The sequence below is a fragment of the Sorangium sp. So ce1036 genome (genome assembly GCF_051369805.1).
Lineage (GTDB): Bacteria > Myxococcota_A > Polyangia > Polyangiales > Polyangiaceae > Sorangium > Sorangium cellulosum_F.
The window spans coordinates 655615-676190 of the sequence record NZ_JBBMOX010000002.1 but is presented as its reverse complement, the minus strand read 5'-3'; the positions used below and the strand labels follow the sequence as shown (position 1 = coordinate 676190).

General features: G+C 72.1%; 15 protein-coding genes. 5 read left to right on the top strand and 10 right to left on the bottom strand.

Features of this window, described 5'->3' with window-relative positions; all coding sequences use genetic code 11:
- The first annotated feature begins 147 nt into the window (after nucleotides 1–147).
- Nucleotides 148–843, top strand: a complete 696-nt coding sequence (gene purN / locus WMF31_RS39520) for a phosphoribosylglycinamide formyltransferase (protein ID WP_436607050.1) — start codon at nucleotides 148–150, stop codon at nucleotides 841–843.
- Nucleotides 840–2459, top strand: coding sequence for an NAD(P)-binding protein (locus WMF31_RS39515; protein WP_436607049.1), 1620 nt, complete (start codon nucleotides 840–842; stop codon nucleotides 2457–2459). The genes purN and WMF31_RS39515 overlap by 4 nt, the downstream gene beginning before the upstream one ends.
- Nucleotides 2460–2604: 145 nt before the next feature.
- Here the strand turns inward: WMF31_RS39515 and WMF31_RS39510 are convergent, their stop codons facing one another.
- The 3 genes from WMF31_RS39510 to WMF31_RS39500 form a co-directional block, all read right to left on the bottom strand.
- Nucleotides 2605–3672: a glycoside hydrolase family 11 protein gene (locus WMF31_RS39510; protein WP_436607048.1), complete on the bottom strand. Its 1068-nt coding sequence runs from the start codon at nucleotides 3670–3672 to the stop codon at nucleotides 2605–2607.
- A 501-nt stretch (nucleotides 3673–4173) separates the two neighbouring features.
- On the bottom strand, nucleotides 4174–5130 hold the full coding sequence (locus tag WMF31_RS39505) for a glucuronyl esterase domain-containing protein (RefSeq protein WP_436607047.1): 957 nt from the start codon (nucleotides 5128–5130) through the stop codon (nucleotides 4174–4176).
- 554 nt (nucleotides 5131–5684) lie between these two features.
- Complete coding sequence (locus tag WMF31_RS39500) at nucleotides 5685–6479, bottom strand: ABC transporter ATP-binding protein (RefSeq protein WP_436607046.1); 795 nt, start codon at nucleotides 6477–6479, stop codon at nucleotides 5685–5687.
- 534 nt (nucleotides 6480–7013) lie between these two features.
- Between WMF31_RS39500 and WMF31_RS39495 the strand changes: the two genes are divergently transcribed.
- A complete protein-coding gene (locus tag WMF31_RS39495) occupies nucleotides 7014–8486 on the top strand; it encodes a cellulose binding domain-containing protein (RefSeq protein WP_436607045.1) in 1473 nt (490 codons plus the stop codon).
- 136 nt (nucleotides 8487–8622) lie between these two features.
- Here the strand turns inward: WMF31_RS39495 and WMF31_RS39490 are convergent, their stop codons facing one another.
- A complete protein-coding gene (locus WMF31_RS39490; protein ID WP_242515616.1) occupies nucleotides 8623–8964 on the bottom strand; it encodes a hypothetical protein in 342 nt (113 codons plus the stop codon).
- 118 nt (nucleotides 8965–9082) lie between these two features.
- Here WMF31_RS39490 and WMF31_RS39485 point away from each other — a divergent pair, with 118 nt between their 5' ends.
- Together WMF31_RS39485 and WMF31_RS39480 are read left to right on the top strand one after the other, a co-directional pair.
- Nucleotides 9083–10906 carry a DUF2169 domain-containing protein gene (locus WMF31_RS39485; protein WP_436607044.1) on the top strand — a complete coding sequence of 608 codons (1824 nt, stop codon included), beginning with the start codon at nucleotides 9083–9085 and terminating at the stop codon, nucleotides 10904–10906.
- 92 nt (nucleotides 10907–10998) lie between these two features.
- Entirely contained in the window at nucleotides 10999–12453 is a 1455-nt protein-coding gene (locus WMF31_RS39480; protein ID WP_436607043.1) for a type VI secretion system Vgr family protein, read from the top strand.
- Between the two features lie 75 nt (nucleotides 12454–12528).
- Here the strand turns inward: WMF31_RS39480 and WMF31_RS39475 are convergent, their stop codons facing one another.
- The 6 genes from WMF31_RS39475 to WMF31_RS39450 form a co-directional block, all read right to left on the bottom strand.
- Nucleotides 12529–13713 carry an STAS domain-containing protein gene (locus WMF31_RS39475; RefSeq protein WP_436607042.1) on the bottom strand — a complete coding sequence of 395 codons (1185 nt, stop codon included), beginning with the start codon at nucleotides 13711–13713 and terminating at the stop codon, nucleotides 12529–12531.
- Between the two features lie 374 nt (nucleotides 13714–14087).
- Nucleotides 14088–15296, bottom strand: a complete 1209-nt coding sequence (locus WMF31_RS39470; protein WP_436607041.1) for a PAS domain-containing protein — start codon at nucleotides 15294–15296, stop codon at nucleotides 14088–14090.
- A gap of 164 nt (nucleotides 15297–15460) precedes the next feature.
- The gene (locus WMF31_RS39465; RefSeq protein ID WP_436607040.1) at nucleotides 15461–16102 is read right to left on the bottom strand and encodes a superoxide dismutase family protein; all 642 of its coding nucleotides are present in this window, start codon (nucleotides 16100–16102) and stop codon (nucleotides 15461–15463) included.
- A 338-nt stretch (nucleotides 16103–16440) separates the two neighbouring features.
- Nucleotides 16441–17484 carry a hypothetical protein gene (locus WMF31_RS39460; RefSeq protein WP_436607039.1) on the bottom strand — a complete coding sequence of 348 codons (1044 nt, stop codon included), beginning with the start codon at nucleotides 17482–17484 and terminating at the stop codon, nucleotides 16441–16443.
- 134 nt (nucleotides 17485–17618) lie between these two features.
- Nucleotides 17619–18815 carry a response regulator gene (locus WMF31_RS39455; protein WP_436607038.1) on the bottom strand — a complete coding sequence of 399 codons (1197 nt, stop codon included), beginning with the start codon at nucleotides 18813–18815 and terminating at the stop codon, nucleotides 17619–17621.
- Nucleotides 18812–20458: an ATP-binding response regulator gene (locus tag WMF31_RS39450; protein ID WP_436607037.1), complete on the bottom strand. Its 1647-nt coding sequence runs from the start codon at nucleotides 20456–20458 to the stop codon at nucleotides 18812–18814. The genes WMF31_RS39455 and WMF31_RS39450 overlap by 4 nt, the downstream gene beginning before the upstream one ends.
- Between the last annotated feature and the right edge of the window lie 118 nt (nucleotides 20459–20576).

Genomic DNA, 20576 nt, shown 5'->3' with positions numbered 1-20576 from the left:
CCGGAACGCAAGCCCCGGAGGGGAACCCCCGCGGGCTGCTCCACCGGCCGGCGTGCTTGACCTCCCAGCGGGACCGCAGCGCAGCAGCCAGGCCGCGCCCGCCCCGGATCTCTCCCGCGCCCGCCCCGGCCGTAGTATCTGCCCCCCATGCCCACCCTCGATCTCGGCGTCCTGATCTCCGGCCGCGGCTCGAACCTCCAGGCGATCCTCGACGCGATCGCCGCAGGCCGCCTCGACGCCCGCGTCCGGCTCGTCGTCTCGAACCGCCCCGGCGTGGCGGGCCTCGCCCGCGCCGAGCGCGCCGGGATCCCGACCCGCGTCATCCCGCACCAGGGCTTCGCCGATCGCGACAGCTTCGACGCCGCCATCGCCGCCGCCCTGCGCGAGGCGGGCGCGACCTGGGTCGTCCTCGCCGGCTTCATGCGCCTGCTCTCGCGGACCTTCCTCGACGCCTTCCCGCACCGGGTCGTCAACATCCACCCGTCGCTCCTGCCCTCCTTCCCCGGCGTGGACGCCCAGAAGCAGGCGCTCGAGCACGGCGTGCGCATCACCGGCTGCACCGTCCACCTCGTGGACGCCGGCACCGACACCGGGCCGATCCTCGCGCAGGCCGCCGTCCCCGTGCTCGACGGCGACGACCCCGACACGCTCGCCGCGCGCATCCTCGACCACGAGCACGCCCTGCTCGTCCGCGTGCTCTCGTGGATCGCCGAGGGGCGCCTCCGCGTCGTGCCCCCCCCCGTGCCCGGCGGCCGCGCGCGCGCCGCGCTCGCCGGCGTCGACGCCGCGCTCGGGCTCACCCACGAAGGCCGCGCGCCGCAGCACCTCGGGGAAGGGGCGTGATCCACAAGCACTACGACGTCATCGTCCTCGGCCGCTCCATCGGCGCGCTCACGGCCGCCGCGCTCCTCGCGCGGCGCGACTTCACCGTGATGGTCGTCGGGCACGGGGAGCGCCCGCCCACCTACCGCCTCGACCAGCACGTCCTGCGCCGCCGCGCCTTCACGATGCTCGCCGAGCCGTCGCCGGCGTGGCGCCGCTTCCTCGTCGAGCTCGCCCAGTCGCAGACCTGGAAGCGCCGCATCGCGCCCGCCGTGCCCATGCTGCAGGTCGTCGCGCCGCGCCGGCGCCTCGACGTGCCGCCCGACATGCTCCTCTTCGGCCGCGAGATCGACCGCGAGTTCCCCGAGCTCCGGCGCGTCGTCGACGAGCTCTACACCGAGCTCGCCTACGTGAACGGCGCCGCCGACGACGCGTTCTCGCACGACGCCGTCTGGCCGCCGGGCACGTTCTGGGAGCGGCGCGAGACCGCGCGTTACGCCGCCATGCTCCCCTACGCGCGCGCCGAGCCCGACGCCGACCTGCTCGTCGAGTTCCCGCGCGGCCACCTCTTCCGCTCCATGGTCACGCAGTCGGTGCTCTTCGCCACGGATCTGTCGGCGCTCCCGCCCCCGTTCGCGGTGGCGCGCCTGCACGGGGCCTGGACGCGCGGGCTGATGATGCTCCCGCGCGGCGAAGAGGAGCTCGAGGAGTTCCTCGTCGAGCGCATCCTCGCCCACGGCGGCCGCTGCCTGCTCGACGAGCGCGCCGCGTCGGTCCACGTCCGCCGCGGCACCGCGGCCGGGGTCGTGATCGACGGCGACGACCACCCGCACGGCGGCAGCTTCGTGATCACCGACATGGACGGCGAGACGCTCGCGAGCCTGTCGGGCGGCGAGGGCATCCACAAGCGCGCGCTGCGCGAGTGGCCCCGCATCACGTCCTCGGTCGGCCGCTTCGTCGTCTCGCTCATCGTGCGCCGCGAGGGGCTGCCCGAGCCGCTCGGCCCCGAGGCGCTCCTGCTCCCGTTCCCGTCCGCGTCGGCCGCCCGGCCGAGCGCGGCGCCGCGCGCCCCCGACGGCGCCGGCGGCCGGTCGAGCGCGCCGCGGCAGGCGCGGCCCGCTGGCCCCGCGCGCCCCGTGGTCCACCTCCAGCGCTGCGATCTCCCGCCGCCCTCGACCGACACGCTGCTCGTGGCGGAGATCCTGCTCCCCGACCGGGGCCCGCTGTCGCTGCTCGAGGCGCGCCAGGCGGTGCTCGACGCGCTCACGGCCGAGCTCCCGTTCCTGGAGCGCCACCTCGTGCTCGTGGACTCGGTGCACGACGGCCTGCCCGTGTGGGTCTACGACGGCCCGAGCCGCCGCCTGGTCGAGCGCGCCCTGCTGAAGGGGGCCGCCCCGGGCGCCGAGCCGATGGTGCGGCAGCTCGAGGTCGACCCGCCCGGCTACCTGGGGCTCGCGGGCGAGCCGATCCGCGGCCCCATCGAGCGGACGCTGCTGGTCGGCCGGAGCGTGCTGCCCGGGCTCGGGCAGGAGGGCCAGCTGCTCGCCGCGTGGGGCGCGGCGCGGCTCGTGACGCGGACCGACCGGCGCAAGGAGCGGATGCGCCGCGACATGTGGAGCAAGGTCGAGATCGGCTAGCGCCGCCGCGGGAAGTCGGGCCGGGAGGCGAACCGCCATGACGCCATGGCGGTTCTTCTGCTGATCCGGGGCGACTTCCCGCAGCCGTGCTGGAGCACCGATCGGCCGAGAAATGAAACGTCAAGGCGCCGAGGGCGCCGAGGTCTCATTCCATCGAGAACTTCACGTCAGCCTTCCCGCTGCTCTGATAGCCTTCCACGGTCATCGAGACCTCGTACAGGTTCCCCATGTTCATCCCCAGGCGCTCCCACGCAGCGAAGTGGTTGCCGACGGTGATGGTCCCGCTCGCACGCTTTTCCTTACGGACGCTCCAGTACTGATAGAACGTCGCGGTGCCTTCGATGGAAGGCTGGTTGACTCGCTGGGTCCGGTAGATGTCATAGGTGCCCCCGTCACTCTCGACGGTGCCCATGTGCCCTTGTCCGCCCGGGGGACGCCAGTTGCCCCAGCTATCGACGATGTAATATTCCACGAGCGGACCCTTCGTCCACCCATAGACACACAGGTACGAATTTCCGTTCGGCTGGTAGTTGGCCTCGTAGGTCACGACCTGGTCCTTGGACCCGGGCCTCACGCCTTTACGACCCAACAAGTTATTGATGTTGTTCCAGTCTACGCTGAAGCCGTCCGACTTGTTGACCAGGCACCCGCTCCCTTGATCCTTCCAGTATTCATAAGTGTACCCGCAGTGGTCGCCAATACCGTTGTCGCAGACCCTCATCTCGGGCTCCGCGCACGCGAGCGGTGTGCCGCCGGTGCCGGTCGTGGCCCCGGTGCCGTCCGAGCCCCCGGTGCCGGTCGTGGCCCCGGTGCCGGTCGTGGCCCCGGTCCCGGTGGTGGCCCCGGTGCCGGTCGTGGCCCCGGTGCCGGTCGTGGCCCCGGTCCCGTCCGAGCCTCCGGTCCCGCCCGCTCCCGTCCCGGTGGTGGCCGGGCCGCCCGTGGTCACGCCGCCCGAGCCATCCGTGCCGCCGGTGCCGCCGACTCCCTGACGGACACAGCGGAATACCGAGCCGTCGCAGGTGCAGACTCGCGGGTCGGCCGCGCTGGAGCTCCGGTCACAGACGGCACCCGCGCCGAACGCGCTGCACTCGGTGCCATCGTTCACGCCCTCGCAGTTGCCCCCGACCGTGCCACCGGTGCCGCTCCCCGTGGTCACGCCGCTCGTCGTCGTGCCCCCCGTCCCAGCCGAGTTGCCCCCAGCCCCGGGCTCCACAGGTGAATCGTCCGCCCCCGCGCAGCCAACGGCAACGACCCCTAAGACCAAAGTAAAAGTTTGAAGCAAAACTGAACGCACGGCTCCTCCTTGGCTTGACGACCCGATCCCCGACAGACTACCTCGTATTCACGGCTGGCACCAGCGCTCGGTGGCCACCACGACCCGGAGGGGCGCTCCAGTCGCCGGCCCAGGGCCAACCCTCAGGCCCGCCCCGGCCAAGCCGCGAATGAGATCGAGGAGCCGCCCCCAGCACGGTGGGCCTGCGAGCGCCCGTCGAGACAAGGCGTCCTCGGCCAACCGGACGGCGCGACGTCGGCGGAGCTGCGCCTCCCCGTGGGATCCGAGGCTGCGAGGACGGAGAGCGGTCGCTCCGGCCCCTCGCTCCAGGGCCTCGGAACCGGAGCGATGCTCTCCCCGCGAGGCGCCGAGGCTGCCTGAGCCGCGAGGCGCCCCGGGGAACGTCGCCCGGCCGCGACAGGCCGCGGACGACGACGACGATCACTCCAAGGTGGGAGTATCCCACTCGATCCATTTGGCCAGATCGGCAGTGGCGACCGGCTGCGGCTCCATCCTCCCGTCCGGATCAGCCTTCCGGGTCAGGTGGGCCCGGATGGCCCTCCTCAGCGGCTCCGCCTGCTCCGGGTAGAACTGGCAATGGTTGTGCGGGTCCGACGGCCTGCCGCCGTGATAAGCGACGTTCTTCTCCACGCCGAGCGCCTCGTACACCTCCCCGCCAGCCGCGGTGGCCGCGTGCTGAGCGATCGATCCCAGCTCGCCGATACGCGAATTGTCCAGGACGAGGAACCCGCGCGGCGCGTACATGGCGACCATCGAGCGCGTGTCCACCGGGATGACGTTCACGTTGCTCCTGTAGTTGCCAAAGACGGTCCCGAACCACCCCTGCGCCTCGCTCCAGGCGGAGCTCAGCGACTGAGCCGGTTTTCCGTTCGGCCCCACGGGATTGGTATTCACGATCCGGAGCGCAGACACGCCGCCGGTGCCGGATTCGTGCGGGATGCCCAGCGCGATTCGCTCGTCGAACGCGCCGATGGTGAACGCGCCCTTACCCAACCTGGAACAGCCAGTGACGCCGATGGCCGTGGGATCGATGATGTCGTTCCGCCCGGCGTCCCGCTCGTCGACCAGCACGTCGAGGATGCGGCTCACCCCCCAGGCCCAGGCGACTTGAGCGCTGGCGCCGGTGTTGCCATAGATGTTCGAGAACAGGCCGCTCCTGCTCGTCTCGCTCGCGATGCGGTTGTTGTCATAGCTGATCGTGGCGACCCCCTCCTCCGCGAGGAGGGATCTATCCAGGCTCCCCCCTCCCAGCCCGATGATGGCCGGGACGGGGCCGCTCGCGCCCCGCGGCAGGGACACCGACACGCTGAAATCGATCGTCTTGCCGCCGTGCTCCACGTGCACCGAGATGGAGCTGCCGCTCACCTTCCCGGTCACCGTATCGGGTCTCCCCGGCTTCTGAATCCCATGAGGGAGAGCCCCGCTGCCAAAACAGTCCAATCCACCGCTCTTGCGCGCGCGCGTTCTGCCATGAGCTCTAATCCCCGCGATCGAAAATTCTGATCTCCGGCTCAACGCCTATTTCTTCGCCTCCAGTTCCCCCCGCTCGACTCCGCCCAAGAAGATCCAGAGAAATTGATGGTTTCTGCCTTCGATGCGCTCAGGCACATCGCTATCGAGAGCCGCAGGCCGTGGCGCGAAGGCGGCCCCTTCGATGCATGAATAAGCTCTTGACGCGGCGTCGCTCTTCCAGGACGGCGGCGGACCGCGTAAGGGACCTTCTGTCACCTGGGAGGTGAGCGTGGCGATCCAGCCCGCAGCGGCGCGGCGGGAGCGCTCGCCCGACCGGCAGCAGCTCGTCCTCGGGGCCGGCGGCGGCTCCGTCCGCGCCGCGGACGGAGCCGCGCCGGGCGGCGGACGCCGGAGCCGGCGCGCACGCCTCGCCCGGAGGCCCCGGCCCCTGCCGCCGGAGAGCGGCGACGGCGCCGGGGTCAGGGAGCGCGGGGGAAGACCTGGAAGAACCCGCCGCGCTCGACCACGGAGAGCGGCACGTCGAACAGCCGCGACAGGCGCTCGTCCCTCAGCACCTCGCGCTTCGGGCCGTCGGCGAAGACGCGGCCTCTCGCGAGCAGGACGACCCGCTCGATCTCGGGCGGGATCTCGTGCACGTGGTGGGTCACGAGGACCAGCGTCTTGCCCTGCCGCGCGAGCCGTCGGACCACGGCGACGAGCTCGATGGCGGCCTTCAGGTCGAGGCTCGTCGTCGGCTCGTCGAGCACCAGCGCCTCGGGATCGTGCACGAGGGCCCGCCCGAGCAGGCAGCGCCGCTGCTCGCCGGCGGACATCTCCGCGATCGGCTCGTCGCCGAGGTGCGCCACGCCGAGGTCGCGCAGCACCGCCTCGGCCCGCGCGCGCTGGGCGTCGGTCGGCGGCTCGTGCGGGTGCAGCCCGGCGCTCGCGAAGAAGCCGGAGAGCACCACGTCGAGGCCGCGGACGCCCCGCGGATAGGCCATCTGCAGCTCGTAGGACACGAGCCCCAGCCTGCGGCGCAGCGCGGAGACCTCCCACCGCTCGCGGCCGAGGATGCGCACGGCCGAGCCCTCGCGGACGACCGGGTAGATCTCCCGCGAGAGCAACCGGAGCAGGGTCGACTTGCCGGCCCCGTTCGGCCCGAGGATCGCTGTGCTCTCTCCCTGCTCGATGCGGAGCGAGAGGGCCTCGAAGACGCGGGTGTCGCCCCGGAAGACCTCGGCGTTCTCGATCTCGATGAGCGGCGGGGGGCTCACCGGGCCGCTCCATGGGTCGCGTTCATCGGGGGCAGACTAGCAGGCTCCTGGAGCGCTGGGCTGGCTGAAAGAGAACGACACACAACCTGGCGCGCTGTCGGACGGGGTCGGCCGTGGTGGCGCGGGGTGCGGGGCGCGGGATGGATGACCGCACCCGGCACCGGGTCCTTGTCTGAAACTTCTGCTCTCACTGCGTCATTCAGCGAGGAACAACGGACGATCCCCGGCGCAGATCGCGTCGCTCGCCCGGATCTCGAGGGACTTCGCGCGTCGTGACTCCTCAGGACACGGGTGGTGGATCAGCGGTGTCCCGGATCATCGATCCACTCCAGCGCTCGACATCACATGTCGTCTGGGTGGGAATCACCAGGAAAGCCCTGCGACAGCGCGCTGGCAAACTCATGACATGATGGCCCGGTGATTGCAGTTGGCCGGGGACCTTCAACACGTGCCCCGCGCCAAGCCGACGCTGGCGCTCGGGAGCATAAAAATCCGGCGCGTGGCCGGGCCGCGCGGCCGCTTGGAGAGAGACGGATGACGAAGATCAAGGGTTCGCTTTTCGGTGCTGGGGCCGTGGGGTGCACGCTCGCCGTGCTCGGGGGGTGCATCGTCGCCGCAGACGACGGCTCCAGCGTTGCCGAGGAGGACGGGATTTTCGCCGAACAGGCAGCGGCCGCAGCGGCCTCGCAGATGCGCTTCGGGGTCGCCCCCTACTGGGACCAGAGCTGGGCGCCGCCCGCGTCCGGGCCGGCCAACGTCGACGTGGTGGCCGTCGGCGACTGGCTCCTCGCGCGCGGGTTCACCGCGACGCACGGCACCAAGCTCGGCCAGATCCTCGACCGAGGCAAGACCCCCTATTTCTTTGGCTACATCGCCACCGCGATGACGAAGGACGGGCTCGGATCCCAGGACGACTGCGACGGCAACTCGGGCAGGCCGCTGTGCCAGAGGGGCGCCGCGTACATGCGCGCGCACATCGGCGAGATGGTGGCGGCCTACCGGAAGGCGGCGGGGGCCATCGGCGACGCCCTGCGGAGTCGCGGGGCGTCGGCCGAGCCGCTGATCCACATCGAGCCGGACTGGTACCAGTTCTCGCAGACGGCGCAGACCAACGCGCTCACCGAGGCAGAGTCCGACGACTTCATGAACCGGATCCTCGGCGCCATCCGCGAGGGCTGCCCCTCGTGCAAGGTGGTCATCGACTTCAGCCCGTGGTTCAGCCCGTCGGCCACCAAGTGGGCGTCGTCCGTCGGGGACTTCTACGACGGCTGGGATCGCAGCGTGGTGAAGTACGTCGGGCTCACGGGCAAGCAGTTCCCGTTCACCGAGGGCAGGATCGACAACTTCACTTACCGCGACATCACGCGCGCGGTCGGCCTGCCGCTCGTCGTCGTCGACGCGTACACGTTCGGCGGCTACGCGATCGACATCGATACAAGCTGGCTCAACGAGAGCAACATCGCCAAGGCCGTCGACATGGGCATCGCCATCGTCATGCTCTCGCAGAAAGGCGACGTCGCCGGCTATGACCGCTTCATCGCCCAGGTGAAGGGCGGCAGCTCCAGCAGCAGCAGCTCCAGCTCCAGCAGCAGCTCCAGCTCCAGCAGCAGCGGCGGCGGCACCACGTCCTCGTCCAGCGGCAGCGGCAGCGGTGGCAGCGGCGGCGGTGGCACCACGTCCTCGTCCAGCAGCAGCAGCGGCAGCGGTGGCAGCGGCGGCGGCGCGACCGGCGGGGCTGCGCGCGTCGAGCCCGGGACGGCCTCGATCACGATCACCAGGGACTCGGACTGGGGCCAGGGCTATTGCAGCAAGGTGAAGATCACCAACGACGGCTCCGGCCCCGTCACGTGGAAGGCCATCCTCCCGAAGGAAGGCACCATCACGAACTCGTGGAGCAGCGTGCTCACGCAGGACGCCACCAGCTGGATCTTCACCGGCGCCGACCACAACGCCGAGCTCAAGACCAAGGACGCGTCCGCCGATTTCGGCTTTTGCGCCAAGCGGTAGCGGCCCGGGCCCGCTCGGCGGGAACACCGCGCCCCGCGCGGCGGGACCACCGACGGCGGGCAACGGCCCATGGCCGGCTCGACGAGCCGGCGCAGGGCGCAGGGGCCGATCTCGAGCGCGGCCCCAGCGCTCGACATCAGCAGGCGCCGGCGCAGCCGTCGGCGCTGTTGAACCAGAGCCCGCCCGCGTCCTCGCACGCGCTGCGGTCGTACTTGCCCGTACAGCAGCGCTCCTCGCTCTCGCAGACCTTCGCGGCGCCCTCGCCGCTCCGGAAGCAGCAGTTCCGGTTCTCGGGAGGATCGGGCACGGCGGCGGCCGGATCCTCGGGCGCGCTGACGTCAGGCGCGGTCGCCTTCTCGATGGCCACCGGGACTGCAGGTGCGACGAGCGTCGCCACCGTGTCGCAGCCGAGCGAGGCACTCCCGACGAGGACCACGAGCCCGGCCACCAGCGCACGAACGGTTCCAGCCAGCTTCATGGCCGCCGTGGGTGGCATGGTCGCAGGCCGGCTGCAAGTGGCATGCTCTGCGTCTCCCGGCGTGAGATCTCCCGACGCGAGATCGGCGACGACTGCGGCCGTGCTATAACCCGACGCCATGGCGACCACGGCGATCGCGCCCGACAGGGTCCTGCCTTTGAACGGCGCTGCGGCCACCGCGGTCGCGTGGCGCAGCCGGGACCAGCTCCGTGTGACCGTGATCGTCAAGGCGACCTTCGCCTTCGCCGCCGACACGGTGATGCCGAGGGTCGAACCGCAGAAGATCCTCCGCGGCGAGGTGCACCACGGCGACAACCCCGGTCGGAGCGTCCGGCTCACGAGCGATCTCGCGCCGCACCTGGAGCGCGCCGACGTGCTCTTCACAGGCCACGCCCACGCGCCGCCGCCAGGGACACCCGTGCAGTCGTTGCCTGTGCGACTCGCGATCTCCGACGAGGGGGGGGCCCTCCTGGAGAAGGAGCTCCTCGTGCAGGACAGGGCGGGGTTCCAGCGGATGCCGATCGTGTACGAGCGGGCCGTCCGCGGGGAGAACGACCAGGAGAATTTCCTCGGCGTGCCGGCGACGGGCGACCCCGCCGAGGTCGAGGCGAACGTCCTCGATCCCCGTGAGCCGGCGCGCCCGGCGGGCTTCGGCCCGATCGCGCGCGCCTGGCCCGCGCGCAGGCGGCTGCTCGGGTCGACCCCGCGCAAGGCGCTCGACGCCCCCATCGCCGAGATCCCCGACGCCTTCGAGTGGGCCTATTTCCAGGCGGCGCCCCCCGATCAGCGGATGCGCTACCTCCGCGGCGACGAGTGGATCGAGCTCCACGGGCTCCACCCCACGCTGCCCCGCCTGAGGACGCGGCTGCCCGAGGCGCGCGGCCGGGCGCGCATCCACGGCCTCTCGAGCGCCGGCGTGAGCGAGGGGCAGCCGCTCGACCTGAGCGCGGACACCCTGCGCATCGACGGCGACGAGCAGCGGTGCACCCTGGTCTTCCGCGGCAGCTTCCCCGTCCCCGACGAGGCCGCGCTCGCGGCGGTGTTCGTCGTGGCGGGGGTCGAGACCGTGGACGCGCCGCTCGACTGGCCCGAGAGGCCTCCGGAGCGGGGCGCCGCGGCCCGCGAGCCCGGGCGGGCGGAGGCGGTCGCCAGCGCAGCGCGGGCCGTGGACGCGCTGAGCGCGACCCAGGCGGCTCCGGCCGCCGCGGCGGGCACGGTGAGCCTCCCGGCCGACGGCGCGGCGACGGCAGCGTTCGCCCTGGCGGCGGCCGTGACCCCGTTTCGACCCGGGATCGCCCTCCTCGATCGCGACGCCGCGGCCGCGGGCCCGGGTGCGCACGGACCGCAGCAGGACACGGGGACGATCGCCTTGCCCCCGGACGAGGAGGCGGCGCCCGGATGGCGCCCCTCGGCCACGCTGGCGCTGCTCCCCGAGCAGGACAGCCGGGCGGCGGACCGGCCGCCGCTGCCCTTTCAGCCGGCGTCCCCGGGCGAAGCAGGGCCGCTCCCGTCCGCGGGCGCGCGGGAGCCGGGCGCGGCGGAGGAGCGGCGGGATTCGGGCACGCTCGCGCTCGCGCCCGAGGACGGCGGGGACGCGGGCACGGTCGCGCTCGCGCTCGAGGACGACGGGGACGCGAGCCCGGAATCGACGGAGAGCCCCGGACCGCACCGGAGCGCCGCCGGCGCTGGCCCCGCGCCCGATCCCGCGGACGGCGCGGAGGCCCCGCCGAGCGCCCCGGAGCCGCCTCCGCCGCCTCCTGCGCCGGAGCCGCCGCAAAGGGCCGTGATCAGCGCCTCGCCGGCGCGCTCCCCGGAGCCCGACACGCCGAGCGCGGCGCCTCCCCCGCCCCGGCCGCCTCCTGCGCCGGAGCGCCCGGCCCTGCCCACCCCGTCCCCCGCGCTAAGAAGGAGCCTTTACGAACGGTTCGATCGCAAACGGTAGCTCGCCGCACCCGGGCGGACGCGAGGGGCGCCCGGGGGAGGCGCCGAGCGGCAACTGCCCCTCTCCCACGGCACCATGATGGAGCTGCGACGATGACATCCCGATCCGATTCGCTCGACATCCATCTCGAGCTCTCCGCCTTCCCGCCCGATCTGCTCCAGGTCCACAGGCTGACGGGCCGCGAGGCGATCTCGCAGCTCTTCTCGTTCGACGTCGACATCAGCTGCCCGCGGGAGGCCGCGGTCGATGGCCAGGCGCTGACGGGCGAGAGCGTCGCGATCGTGCTCGAGCAGGACGGCGTGGAGCTCCGGCGCATCCACGGGATGGTGGCCGAGGTGCGCGACATGCTCGCCAGCTCGCTGGAGCACCGGGCGTACCGGCTGCGGATCGTCCCGCGCGCCTTCCGGCTGACGCTCGTCGAGACCACGGAGATCTCGATGAACGTGACCGCGCCCGATCTCATCAAGCAAAAGCTCGAGCTCGTGGGCCTGAGCGGGGGCGACGTGGAGCTCCGGCTCATGGGCAGCTATCCGACGCGGGAGTTCGTGGTGCAGTATCAGGAGACCGATTTCGCCTTCGTCTGCCGCCTGGCAGAGCACCACGGAATCAGCTTCTTCTTCGAGCACCAGGACGGGAAGGACACGATGGTCTTCGCCGACGACGCCGGCGGGTTCTCGCCTGCGCCGGGGGCGGCGTCCGTCCAGTTCCGCGAGCGGGGAGAGACGCGGGACGTCTTCGAGATCGAGGCGCGATCACGGCTCATCCCGAGCGTCTTCGTGGCCCGGGACTACAACTACCGGCAGCCGATGCTCGATCTGACGTCGGAGCACGTCCTGTCGGACGGGTTCGCGGGGGGCGTGATCGAGTACGGCGGCCATTACAAGACGCCGGCGGAGGGCAAGGCGCTCGCGCAGATCCGCGCCGAGGAGCGGCAGGCGACGCAGCTCGTCTACGCGGGCAGGAGCTCGGTGTGCGCGCTCGGCGCGGGCGCGCGCTCCACGCTGGAGGGGCACCCCGACCTCGAGCCGCTCGAGCTGCTCTTCGTGGAGGTGGAGCACCACGTGACCCAGGCCTCCGGCAGCATGGAGGCCGGGGAGCCGCAGCGCTACGTCAACGCGTTCCGGGCGATCCCGGCGCGGAGGACGTACCGGCCGCCGCGCGCCACGCCGACGCCCCGGATCACCGGCGTCGTCACGGGCATCGTGGACGCGGGGCCGGGCGGCGGGGGCAAGGACGCGCAGATCGACGACCAGGGCAGGTACATGGTCCGGTTCCTCTTCGACACGGCGGCGGCGGCGGGGGGCGGCGCGCCGTCCCGGCCGGTGCGCATGCTCCAGAACCACGCCGGGGCGAATTACGGCACGCATTTCCCGCTCAAGCCAGGGACCGAGGTGCTCATCGCCTTCGTGAACGGCGACCCCGACCGGCCGGTCATCGTCGGGGCCGCGCCCAACCCGCTGACCCCCTCGCCGGTCAACAACGCGAACCGGTCGACCCACCGGATCAAGACGCAGGGGGGGATCGTCTTCGATCTCGTGGACGAGTGATGCCGCGGCCGCGGCCCCCGGCCGGGGAGCCCCCAGAGGGCCGCACCACCCGCCGCCGCGCAGCGCCGGCGCCGCTCAGGGCTTCGGCGAGGGGCGCGGGGCCGCGGGCGCGCCGGGCGAGGCACCCTTCGCGCGGCTCATGCTCCGGATGGCGTAGTTGAGCGCGGCGCGGAGGTTGCGCTGCGTGTTGAGCTGCGAGAGATCGAGCCCGAGCGCCACCATCGTCTGCGCGACGGTCGGCTTGATCCCGGCGACGATCCCGTCCGCGCCGAGCAGCCGGATCGCCGTGATCAGCTCGATCAGGTGGCTCGCCACCTTGGTGTCGACGACCTCGACCCCGGTGAGGTCGAGGATCGCGAAGCTCGCCCGCTTCTCCACGATCTGCGACAGCAGGCTGTCCATCACCTCGGCCGTGCGCACGCTGTCGACCGTGCCCACCATCGGGAGCGTGAGCACGCCGTCCCAGACCTCGATGATCGGCGTCGACAGGTCGCGGATCACCTTCTGCTGCGCCGCGATCTGATCGAGCTGGATGCGCAGCTCGTTCTCGACGCGCCTGGAGTCGGTGACGTCGAGCGACACGCCGAGGACGCCGTCCACCCCCTCGCCGCGCTCGTCCCGGAGCGGGATGATCCAGTGGTCCCAGTCGATGCCGCGCTCCTGGGAGGTGAAGCGGTGCACCGCGCCGTCGAACCACTGCTGGCGCACGTCGTCGTCGTTGCGCGAATGGAGGTCGAGCACGTTCTGCCCGGCGTACGGCCCGGTCCTCTGTCCGCTCTTCTCCAGCGCCTTGCCCGCGTGGTAGTGGCAGAGCCCCGCGCGATCGATCGCCCAGAACTCCATGCGATCCATGTGCCCGGCGATGCCGTCCAGGAGGCGCGCCTTGAGCCGGAGCGTCTTCGGATCCTCCCCGGCGTCCTCGGGCGCGGCCCGGAGCGAGCCGAAGACCGCACCGCCGTCCGACGACCGCCGCGCGCTGCACGTCATGCGCTGGTAGGCCCCGCCCGCGCCGCGCAGCCGGACGACGAACGAGACGGGCGCGTCCGCCCCGAGGACCCTGGACCAAGCCGCCGAGAGCGCCTCGCGATCGTCCGGGTGCGCGAGCTCCGGGAGCCGCGCGCCGTCGAGGGCCGCGGCGCCCAGCGCCTGCCGCGCCACGTCGCTCCCGCGGAGCAGCGCTCCGTCGGCCGAGGCGACGAAGAGCAGATCGGGAGACCTGGTGAAGAACTCATCCAGCAACACGTTCGAAGCAGCTTCCATCAGCCTCACATCCATCGAGAGCGGAGAAGGGGAAGGGTACCGCGAATGCAGCGAATTTCGGAAGGATTCTCCTGCTGCCAAGACGCTCATGAGGCCGCGGGGGGCTGCGCGGCGCGAGCGCAGCGCGACCTCGTATGCCAGCTTGGCGGCGCTGCATACCACGAGGCGATGTGGCGAGTCGGGCTGCGCCCAGGCATGGACGAGCCCGCACGGCGGGTGACGGGATCTGCGCGGCCGAGCTGCCGCTCGAGCGCATGCGAGCGGGATCGAGGCGGACGTGGCGAAGACGTATGTCGCGCGGAGCGCCTAGTACTACAGCCGCGGTTAGGGAGCCCGGGCGCGGGCGACCGGGCTCCCTAACCGCGGCTGTAGTACTAGGCGCTCTCGTTGGGCGACGGCCGCGGGGCCGGCGGCGCGCCGGGCGAGGCGCCCTTCGCGCGGCTCATGCTCCGGATGGCGTAGTTGAGCGCGGCGCGGAGGTTGCGCTGCGTGTTGAGCTGCGAGAGATCGAGCCCGAGCGCCACCATCGTCTGCGCGACGGTCGGCTTGATCCCGGCGACGATCCCGTCCGCGCCGAGCAGCCGGATCGCCGTGATCAGCTCGATCAGGTGGCTCGCCACCTTGGTGTCGACGACCTCGACCCCGGTGAGGTCGAGGATCGCGAAGCTCGCCCGCTTCTCCACGATCTGCGACAGCAGGCTGTCCATCACCTCGGCCGTGCGCACGCTGTCGACCGTGCCCACCATCGGGAGCGTGAGCACGCCGTCCCAGACCTCGATGATCGGCGTCGACAGGTCGCGGATCACCTTCTGCTGCGCCGCGATCTGGTCGAGCTGGATGCGCAGCTCGTTCTCGACGAGCCTGGACTCCGATACATCGACGGACACGCCGAGCAGGCCGTGGGCGCGCTCGCCGGGCTGGTCGCGGAGCGGGATGATCCAGTTGTCCCAGTGGACGCCGTGGGACTCGCTGCGGAAGCGGCGCACCTCGCCATCGTACAATCGCCGCATCTCGGCGGCGCTCTCGGGCTCCCGCGCGTGGAGCTCGAACACGCTGCTCCCGAGGAACTGCCCCGGCTTCAGCCCGGATTTCGCGAGCCCCTTCCCCCGATGATAGGTGAAGACCCCTTCCCCATCCAGCGACCATACCGCGATGGAATCCATGTGCTCGGCCATCTCGTCCAGCAGGCGGGCCTTGAGCCGGAGCGCCTTCAGCTCCTCTCCGGCGAGCCCGGGGGCGACCTCGGGCGCGGCCCGGAGCGAGCCGAAGACCGCACCGCCGTCCGACGACCGCCGCGCGCTGCACGTCATGCGCTGGTAAGCCCCGCCCGCGTCGCGCAGCCGGACGCTGAACGAGACGGGCGCGTCCGCCCCGAGGACCCTGGACCAGGCCGCCGAGAGCGCCTCGCGATCGTCCGGGTGCGCGAGCTCCGGGAGCCGCGCGCCGTCCAGGGCCGCGGCGCCCACCGCTTGCCGCAACGCGTCGCTGCCGCGGAGCAGCGCACCGTCGGCGGAGGCGACGAAGAGCGGGTCGGGACACCTGGCGAAGAACTCACCCAGCAATGCGTTCGAAGCAGCTTCCATCAGGCCCATGTCTCCCGGAGAGGGCCGGAGGCTATCGCGAACGCGGCGCGTTCTGGAAGAGCTCTCTCATGAGACCGGGGCGGTTCATAGGCCGATGGGCGCGCCGCGCCAGCGCAGAAGCGCGCTCGCTCCCTCGGGGCGCGAGCGCGCAACCACGGTCGGCATCACTTGCCCTGCGCGATCACCCCGCAGCCGATGCGTCCTCCGGCGTTGCCGGCCGGCTGGCTGCCGTCGTCCTGCTTCTCGTGGACGATGATGGCGCGGCCGATGAAGGAGTTCGGCGCGCCCTCCTTCAGATTCGCCCCCTTGGCGACGATCTCGTGGGTCCCGGTCCCATCGGCCTTGACCTCGATGTTGCCGAGATCCCCGAGGTGACGCTCCCCGCCGTTGGGGAGGCCATGCGGGTGGTTCTCGGGGTTGTAGTGCGCACCCGCGCTCATCGCGTCCGGCGCGCTGCAGTCGCCCTTCTCGTGCACGTGCACGGCGATCTTCCCGGGGGGAGCGCCCGAGACCTGGACGGCCACCTTCACGCCGCCCTCCGTCTCGGTGAACGTCGCGCTGCCGTTGAGCTTCGAGTTGCTCCGCGCCTCGATGGGCACCACGACCGACACCGCCGGCGCCGCGCCGTCCGCCTGCTCGCTGGCCTCGGGCCCCGGCGTCGCCCCCGTGGGCGCGACCGGGGTCTCGGGCGCAGGCTGCGCCGGCTCGACCGGCACCTGCGGCGCAGGCTCCGGCGCGCCGCCGCAGGCAGCGACGACCAGGGCGAACGAAGCGAGCAGCGGAAGGGGATGACTGAGCTTGATCACGACAGGGACCTCCAGGTTGCGTGAAGCCGTTGTGCCTCCGCCCACTCCTAGAGCGGTCTCAGCGGGCGATCAACAGGCCCGCTCGACCTCCGGCAGGCAAATCGCCCGCGCGCCCGGGCCAGACACCCATCGGCTCGTGCAAACTCCGATGCTCCCATCGGGAAAACCCCTGACGAGCGGCGGCGCCGCGCGAGGCCTGAGGCATTCTGCCACATCGAGACGAGGCGCTCGCGCCATCGGGACCGAGGGTGATCGCGCCATCGATCCTGAGGCTACCGCGAGATTGGAGGAGGCGCGGGCGCGGTCTCCGCGCCTCGGGCGAGCTCAACGAGGCGAGCTCACTGCTGGGTCGGGCAGCCGATGGGCTCGGTGCCGATCACGACGTCATCGATCCACATCGTGCGGGGCGCGTCCTCCTGGTACGACTCCCAGCCGAAGCCGAGGCTGGTGAACTCCGGCGCGGTCCACTCGTAGTCCTCCACGTTGTTGGCGCAGCCCTGGCCGGCCCCGGACATCTTGAGCTCGGTGATCTCCTCACCGTTCAGCCAGAAGCGCATCTCGTTCTTCGGCCCGTCGAAGCTGAACTCGACGCACGTCCACTCGCCGACCGGGACCACCTTGCCCTCGGCGTGATGCCAGCAGTCCGTCTGCGGCGCGGTCCGGGGGTCGCTCCAGTAGCCGGGCGTGTCGTAGTTCGCCATGAGCTGGCTGCCGCCCTCGACCGGATGCTGACCGCCGTAACGGTACACGGCCGAGTAGGGCATCCCCTCGAAGTCGCTGTTCGGGACGACGCCCGCGCCGTCGACAAGGGTCCAGTGCACGTCCGTCTCAGGCGCGGACTCGAGGAAGAACATCATGCGGCCATGGACGACGTTGCCCTCGACGGGCAGGGCGCTCTCGTCCTTGAACTGGATCATGGCGGACTTGTAGTTGTTGTCGCCCGAGCTCTGGGGCGTGGTCACCTTGACCGATTTGGTGCCGCTGTACGCCATGGTCGTGTCGACCGAGACCGCGGAGCCGTCCATGGCCGTGTAGACCGTCCACTTGCCGCCGGGCGCCTCCGCGGCCGTGTACGCCTCGAAGTCGTCGCAGTAGAGCCCCGCGCAGGCCGACGCACCGCCGCCGTTGCCGCCCTCGCCGCTGCCGCCCTCGCCGCTGCCGCCTTCGCCGCTGCCGCCTTCGCCGCTGCCGCCCTCGCCGCTGCCGCCCTCGCCGTCACCCCCGCCGCCGTCGTTACCCCCGTTGCCGCCGCTGCCGCCCGTGCCGCTGGTCGACGTCGACGTGGTGCCGCCGCTGTCGTCATCCGAGCAAGCGGCAGCGCCCATCGCCGCTGTCGCGAGCAGGGCGAGCAAGGTAACACAAGAACGAAGCTTCGTGTTCATTCGATCCTCCGCGGCGACTATGCACGAGGGCCCCGCGTGGTTCAAGAACGAACGTTTGCTGTGGATCGCCCTTTTCATGGGCCTGATCGGCCATGGCACAGGCATGGTGCGGCGCGATCCGCCGCGCGCTGGAGCTACCTTGAAGCGCCTGCCGCCCCGCCTCCGGGAGCCGGCGTGCGCGCCTGTTCCACGTCCTCTCTGGCCGCCTCGGGCGAGATCGCATAGAGCCTCTCCTCTCCCTGCTTGCCTCGTATCCGCATCAGCACGGGCGCCGCGCTCCCCGGGCTCCCGGCCGCGGCGAACGTCGCCTCGTCCATCAAGAGGCCGCCGGGCCTCGCCTGCGCCTGGATCCGAAACGCGGTGTTCACGCGATCACCGATGATCGTGAACTCCCGCCTTCCGCTCGACCCGATGCTCGCCAGGACGACCGGCCCCGTCGAGAGGCCGAGCCGCGTCGGGAACGCCGGCCGGCCCTCCGCGCGCTGCCGCTCGTTGAAGGCCGCGATCGCCCGCTGGATCCGCTCCGCCGCCGCGAGCGCGTCCGGCGCGCTCCGGAAGAACGCGAGCATGCCGTCGCCCACGTACTTGTCGACCTCGCCCCCGTGGTCGTAGACGACCTGCGCCACCGTGGCCATGTACAGGCTGAGATCCGCGAGCAGCGGCCCCGGGTCCTCCCGCTCCGACAGCCGCACGAAATCCTCGATGTCGCTGACCAGCACCGTCAGCACCTCGCGCGCCGGCGGGCTCGGCCGGTTCGACGACACGCTCTCCTCGATGCTCTCCCACGCCCGGTCGGACAGGTACCCGCGCAGCGCCGCGTGCATCTGGCAGATCTGCGCGTACCGCGCCTCGAGCTCCGCGCGCTGCCGCTCGAGCTCCCGGCGCTGCCGGTGCAAGAGGAGCTGCGTCTCCACCCGCGCCAGCACCTCGCGGAGCTCGAACGGCTTGGTCACGTAATCGACGCCGCCCGCCTCGAACGCCATCACCTTGTCGCCGATGCCGGTCATCGCGCTCAGGAAGATGACCGGGATGTCCGCCGTCCGGGGCTCCGCCTTCAGCCGCCGGCACACCTCGTAGCCATCCATGTGCGGCATGTTCACGTCGAGCAGGATGAGGTCCGGCGGCTCGGCCGCGACCGACATCAGCGCCATCGCCCCGCTGATCGCCGCCCGCACCTCGTAGCCCTGCGCCGTCAGCATCGAGGTCAGGAGCGACAGGTTCGCCGGCATGTCGTCGACGATCAGGACGCTCGGCGGCGGCTCCTTCGCGCGCTCCGGCCGCGCGCCCGCGCCGCCCTCGAGGGCCTCTGCCTTCGTGCCTCTGTCCGTCATGACGGCTCCTCCTCGTCGGCGCTCGAGAGCGCCAGAATGCTGTCGAACCGGTACCGCCGCGCGAGCTCGGCCACGGCCCCCGCGAGCTCCGCGTCCGCCGGCCGGATCCGCTCGACGGCCGCCTGCACCGCCCGCGGGTCGAGCCGCGTCGCCGCCTGCCGGAGGTCCTTGCGGAGCGGCGCCGGCAGGTCCGCCGCCGCGCGCGCGAGGTCCACGGTCCGCGCGGCCGGCGCCGGCGGGGCCTCCGCGGGCTGCTCCTCGTAGGTAAAGCGCGCCCCGAGGTGCCTCGAGAGGAGCGCGAAGAGGTCCGCGTCGCGGAACGGCTTGCTCAGGAAATCGTCGCACCCGGCCTCGAGCGCGAGCGACCGGTTGTGCTCGAACGCGCTCGCGGTCATCGCGACCACCACCGTCTCCCGCCCGCGCGGGCTCCGCTTGATGCGGCTCGCCGCCTCGTAGCCGTCGAGCAGCGGCATGCGCAGGTCCAGGAGGACGAGGTGGGGCGCCCACGTCTCCCACTGCGCCATCGCGCCGAGCCCGTTCGTCGCGCTGCGCACCTCGAAGCCCGCCGAGTCGAGCAGCTTGAGCAGGAGGTGGCGCACGTCCCACCGGTCGTCGACCACGAGGACGCGGCATTTGGGCTGGCCCGGTGCGAGGCCCACGACCCGCAAGGAGCGCGGCGCCCCGCCGCGCTCACGCGCGGCGTCCGAGAGCGACAGGCGCACGTCGAAGCGGAGCGTCGTCCCGCGGCCGACCTCGCTCTCCACGTGGATGTCGCCGCCCATCATCCGCACGATCCTGCGGCTGATGTGCAGCCCGAGGCCCGTGCCCTCGCGCGCCCCGCGCGCGCTCGCCGTCTGCACGAACGCCTCGAAGAGCTCCGCGATCTCCTCCCGCGCCATGCCCCGGCCGGTGTCCGTCACCTCGAACGACAGCCGCACCCGCCCCGCCCCCGCGCCCTCGTGCGCGCCGGTCGCGAGCCGCGCCCACGCGCGCAGCGTCACCGACCCCTTGCTCGTGAACTTCAGCGCGTTGCCGAGCAGGTTGATGAGCACCTGCCGCAGCTTCCCCTCGTCGCCGTGGACGTGCCGCGGCACGCCCGGATCCCGCTCCACCGCGAGCGCGAGCCCCTTCCGCCGCGCCTCCACCGCGAACATCTCCGAGAGATCCGAGAGCGTGTCGTGGAGGTCGAAGTCGGCCTCGGCGAGCGTCATCCGGCCGGCCTCGATCTTCGCCATCTCGAGGATGTCGTTCACGAGGCCGAGCAGGTGCTCGCCGCTCTTGCTGATGACCGTGAGGTTCTCGCGGTGCCGGTCGCCGAGCGATCGGTCGCGCTCCATGAGCTGCGCGAAGCCGAGGATCGAGTTGAGCGGCGATCGCAGCTCGTGGCTCATGTTGGCGAGGAACATGCTCTTGGCCCGGCTCGCGGCCTCGGCGTCGGCCGCCGCCTTGCGCGCCGCCTCCTCGGCCCGGCGCGCCTCGTGGAGCTCCTCGCCGAGCCGCTGCTCGGCCGCGCGGCTCACGGCGAGCTCCTGCGCCTTGCGCTCGAGATCGCGCTCGCGGGCGCGGAGCCGCCGGTGGAGCGCCCAGAGGACGACCACGAGGAGGGTCCCGACGAGGACGCTGGCGGAGACGACGAGCTGCATGCGAACTGCCCCACCCGCCGCCTGTCCACGGCGGGACGGACCGGCGCGCCGATCCCGTCGCAGGGCACAGGCCAGCGTACATGACTTCGGGACACGGCGTGACGCCGCGATCGGCCGC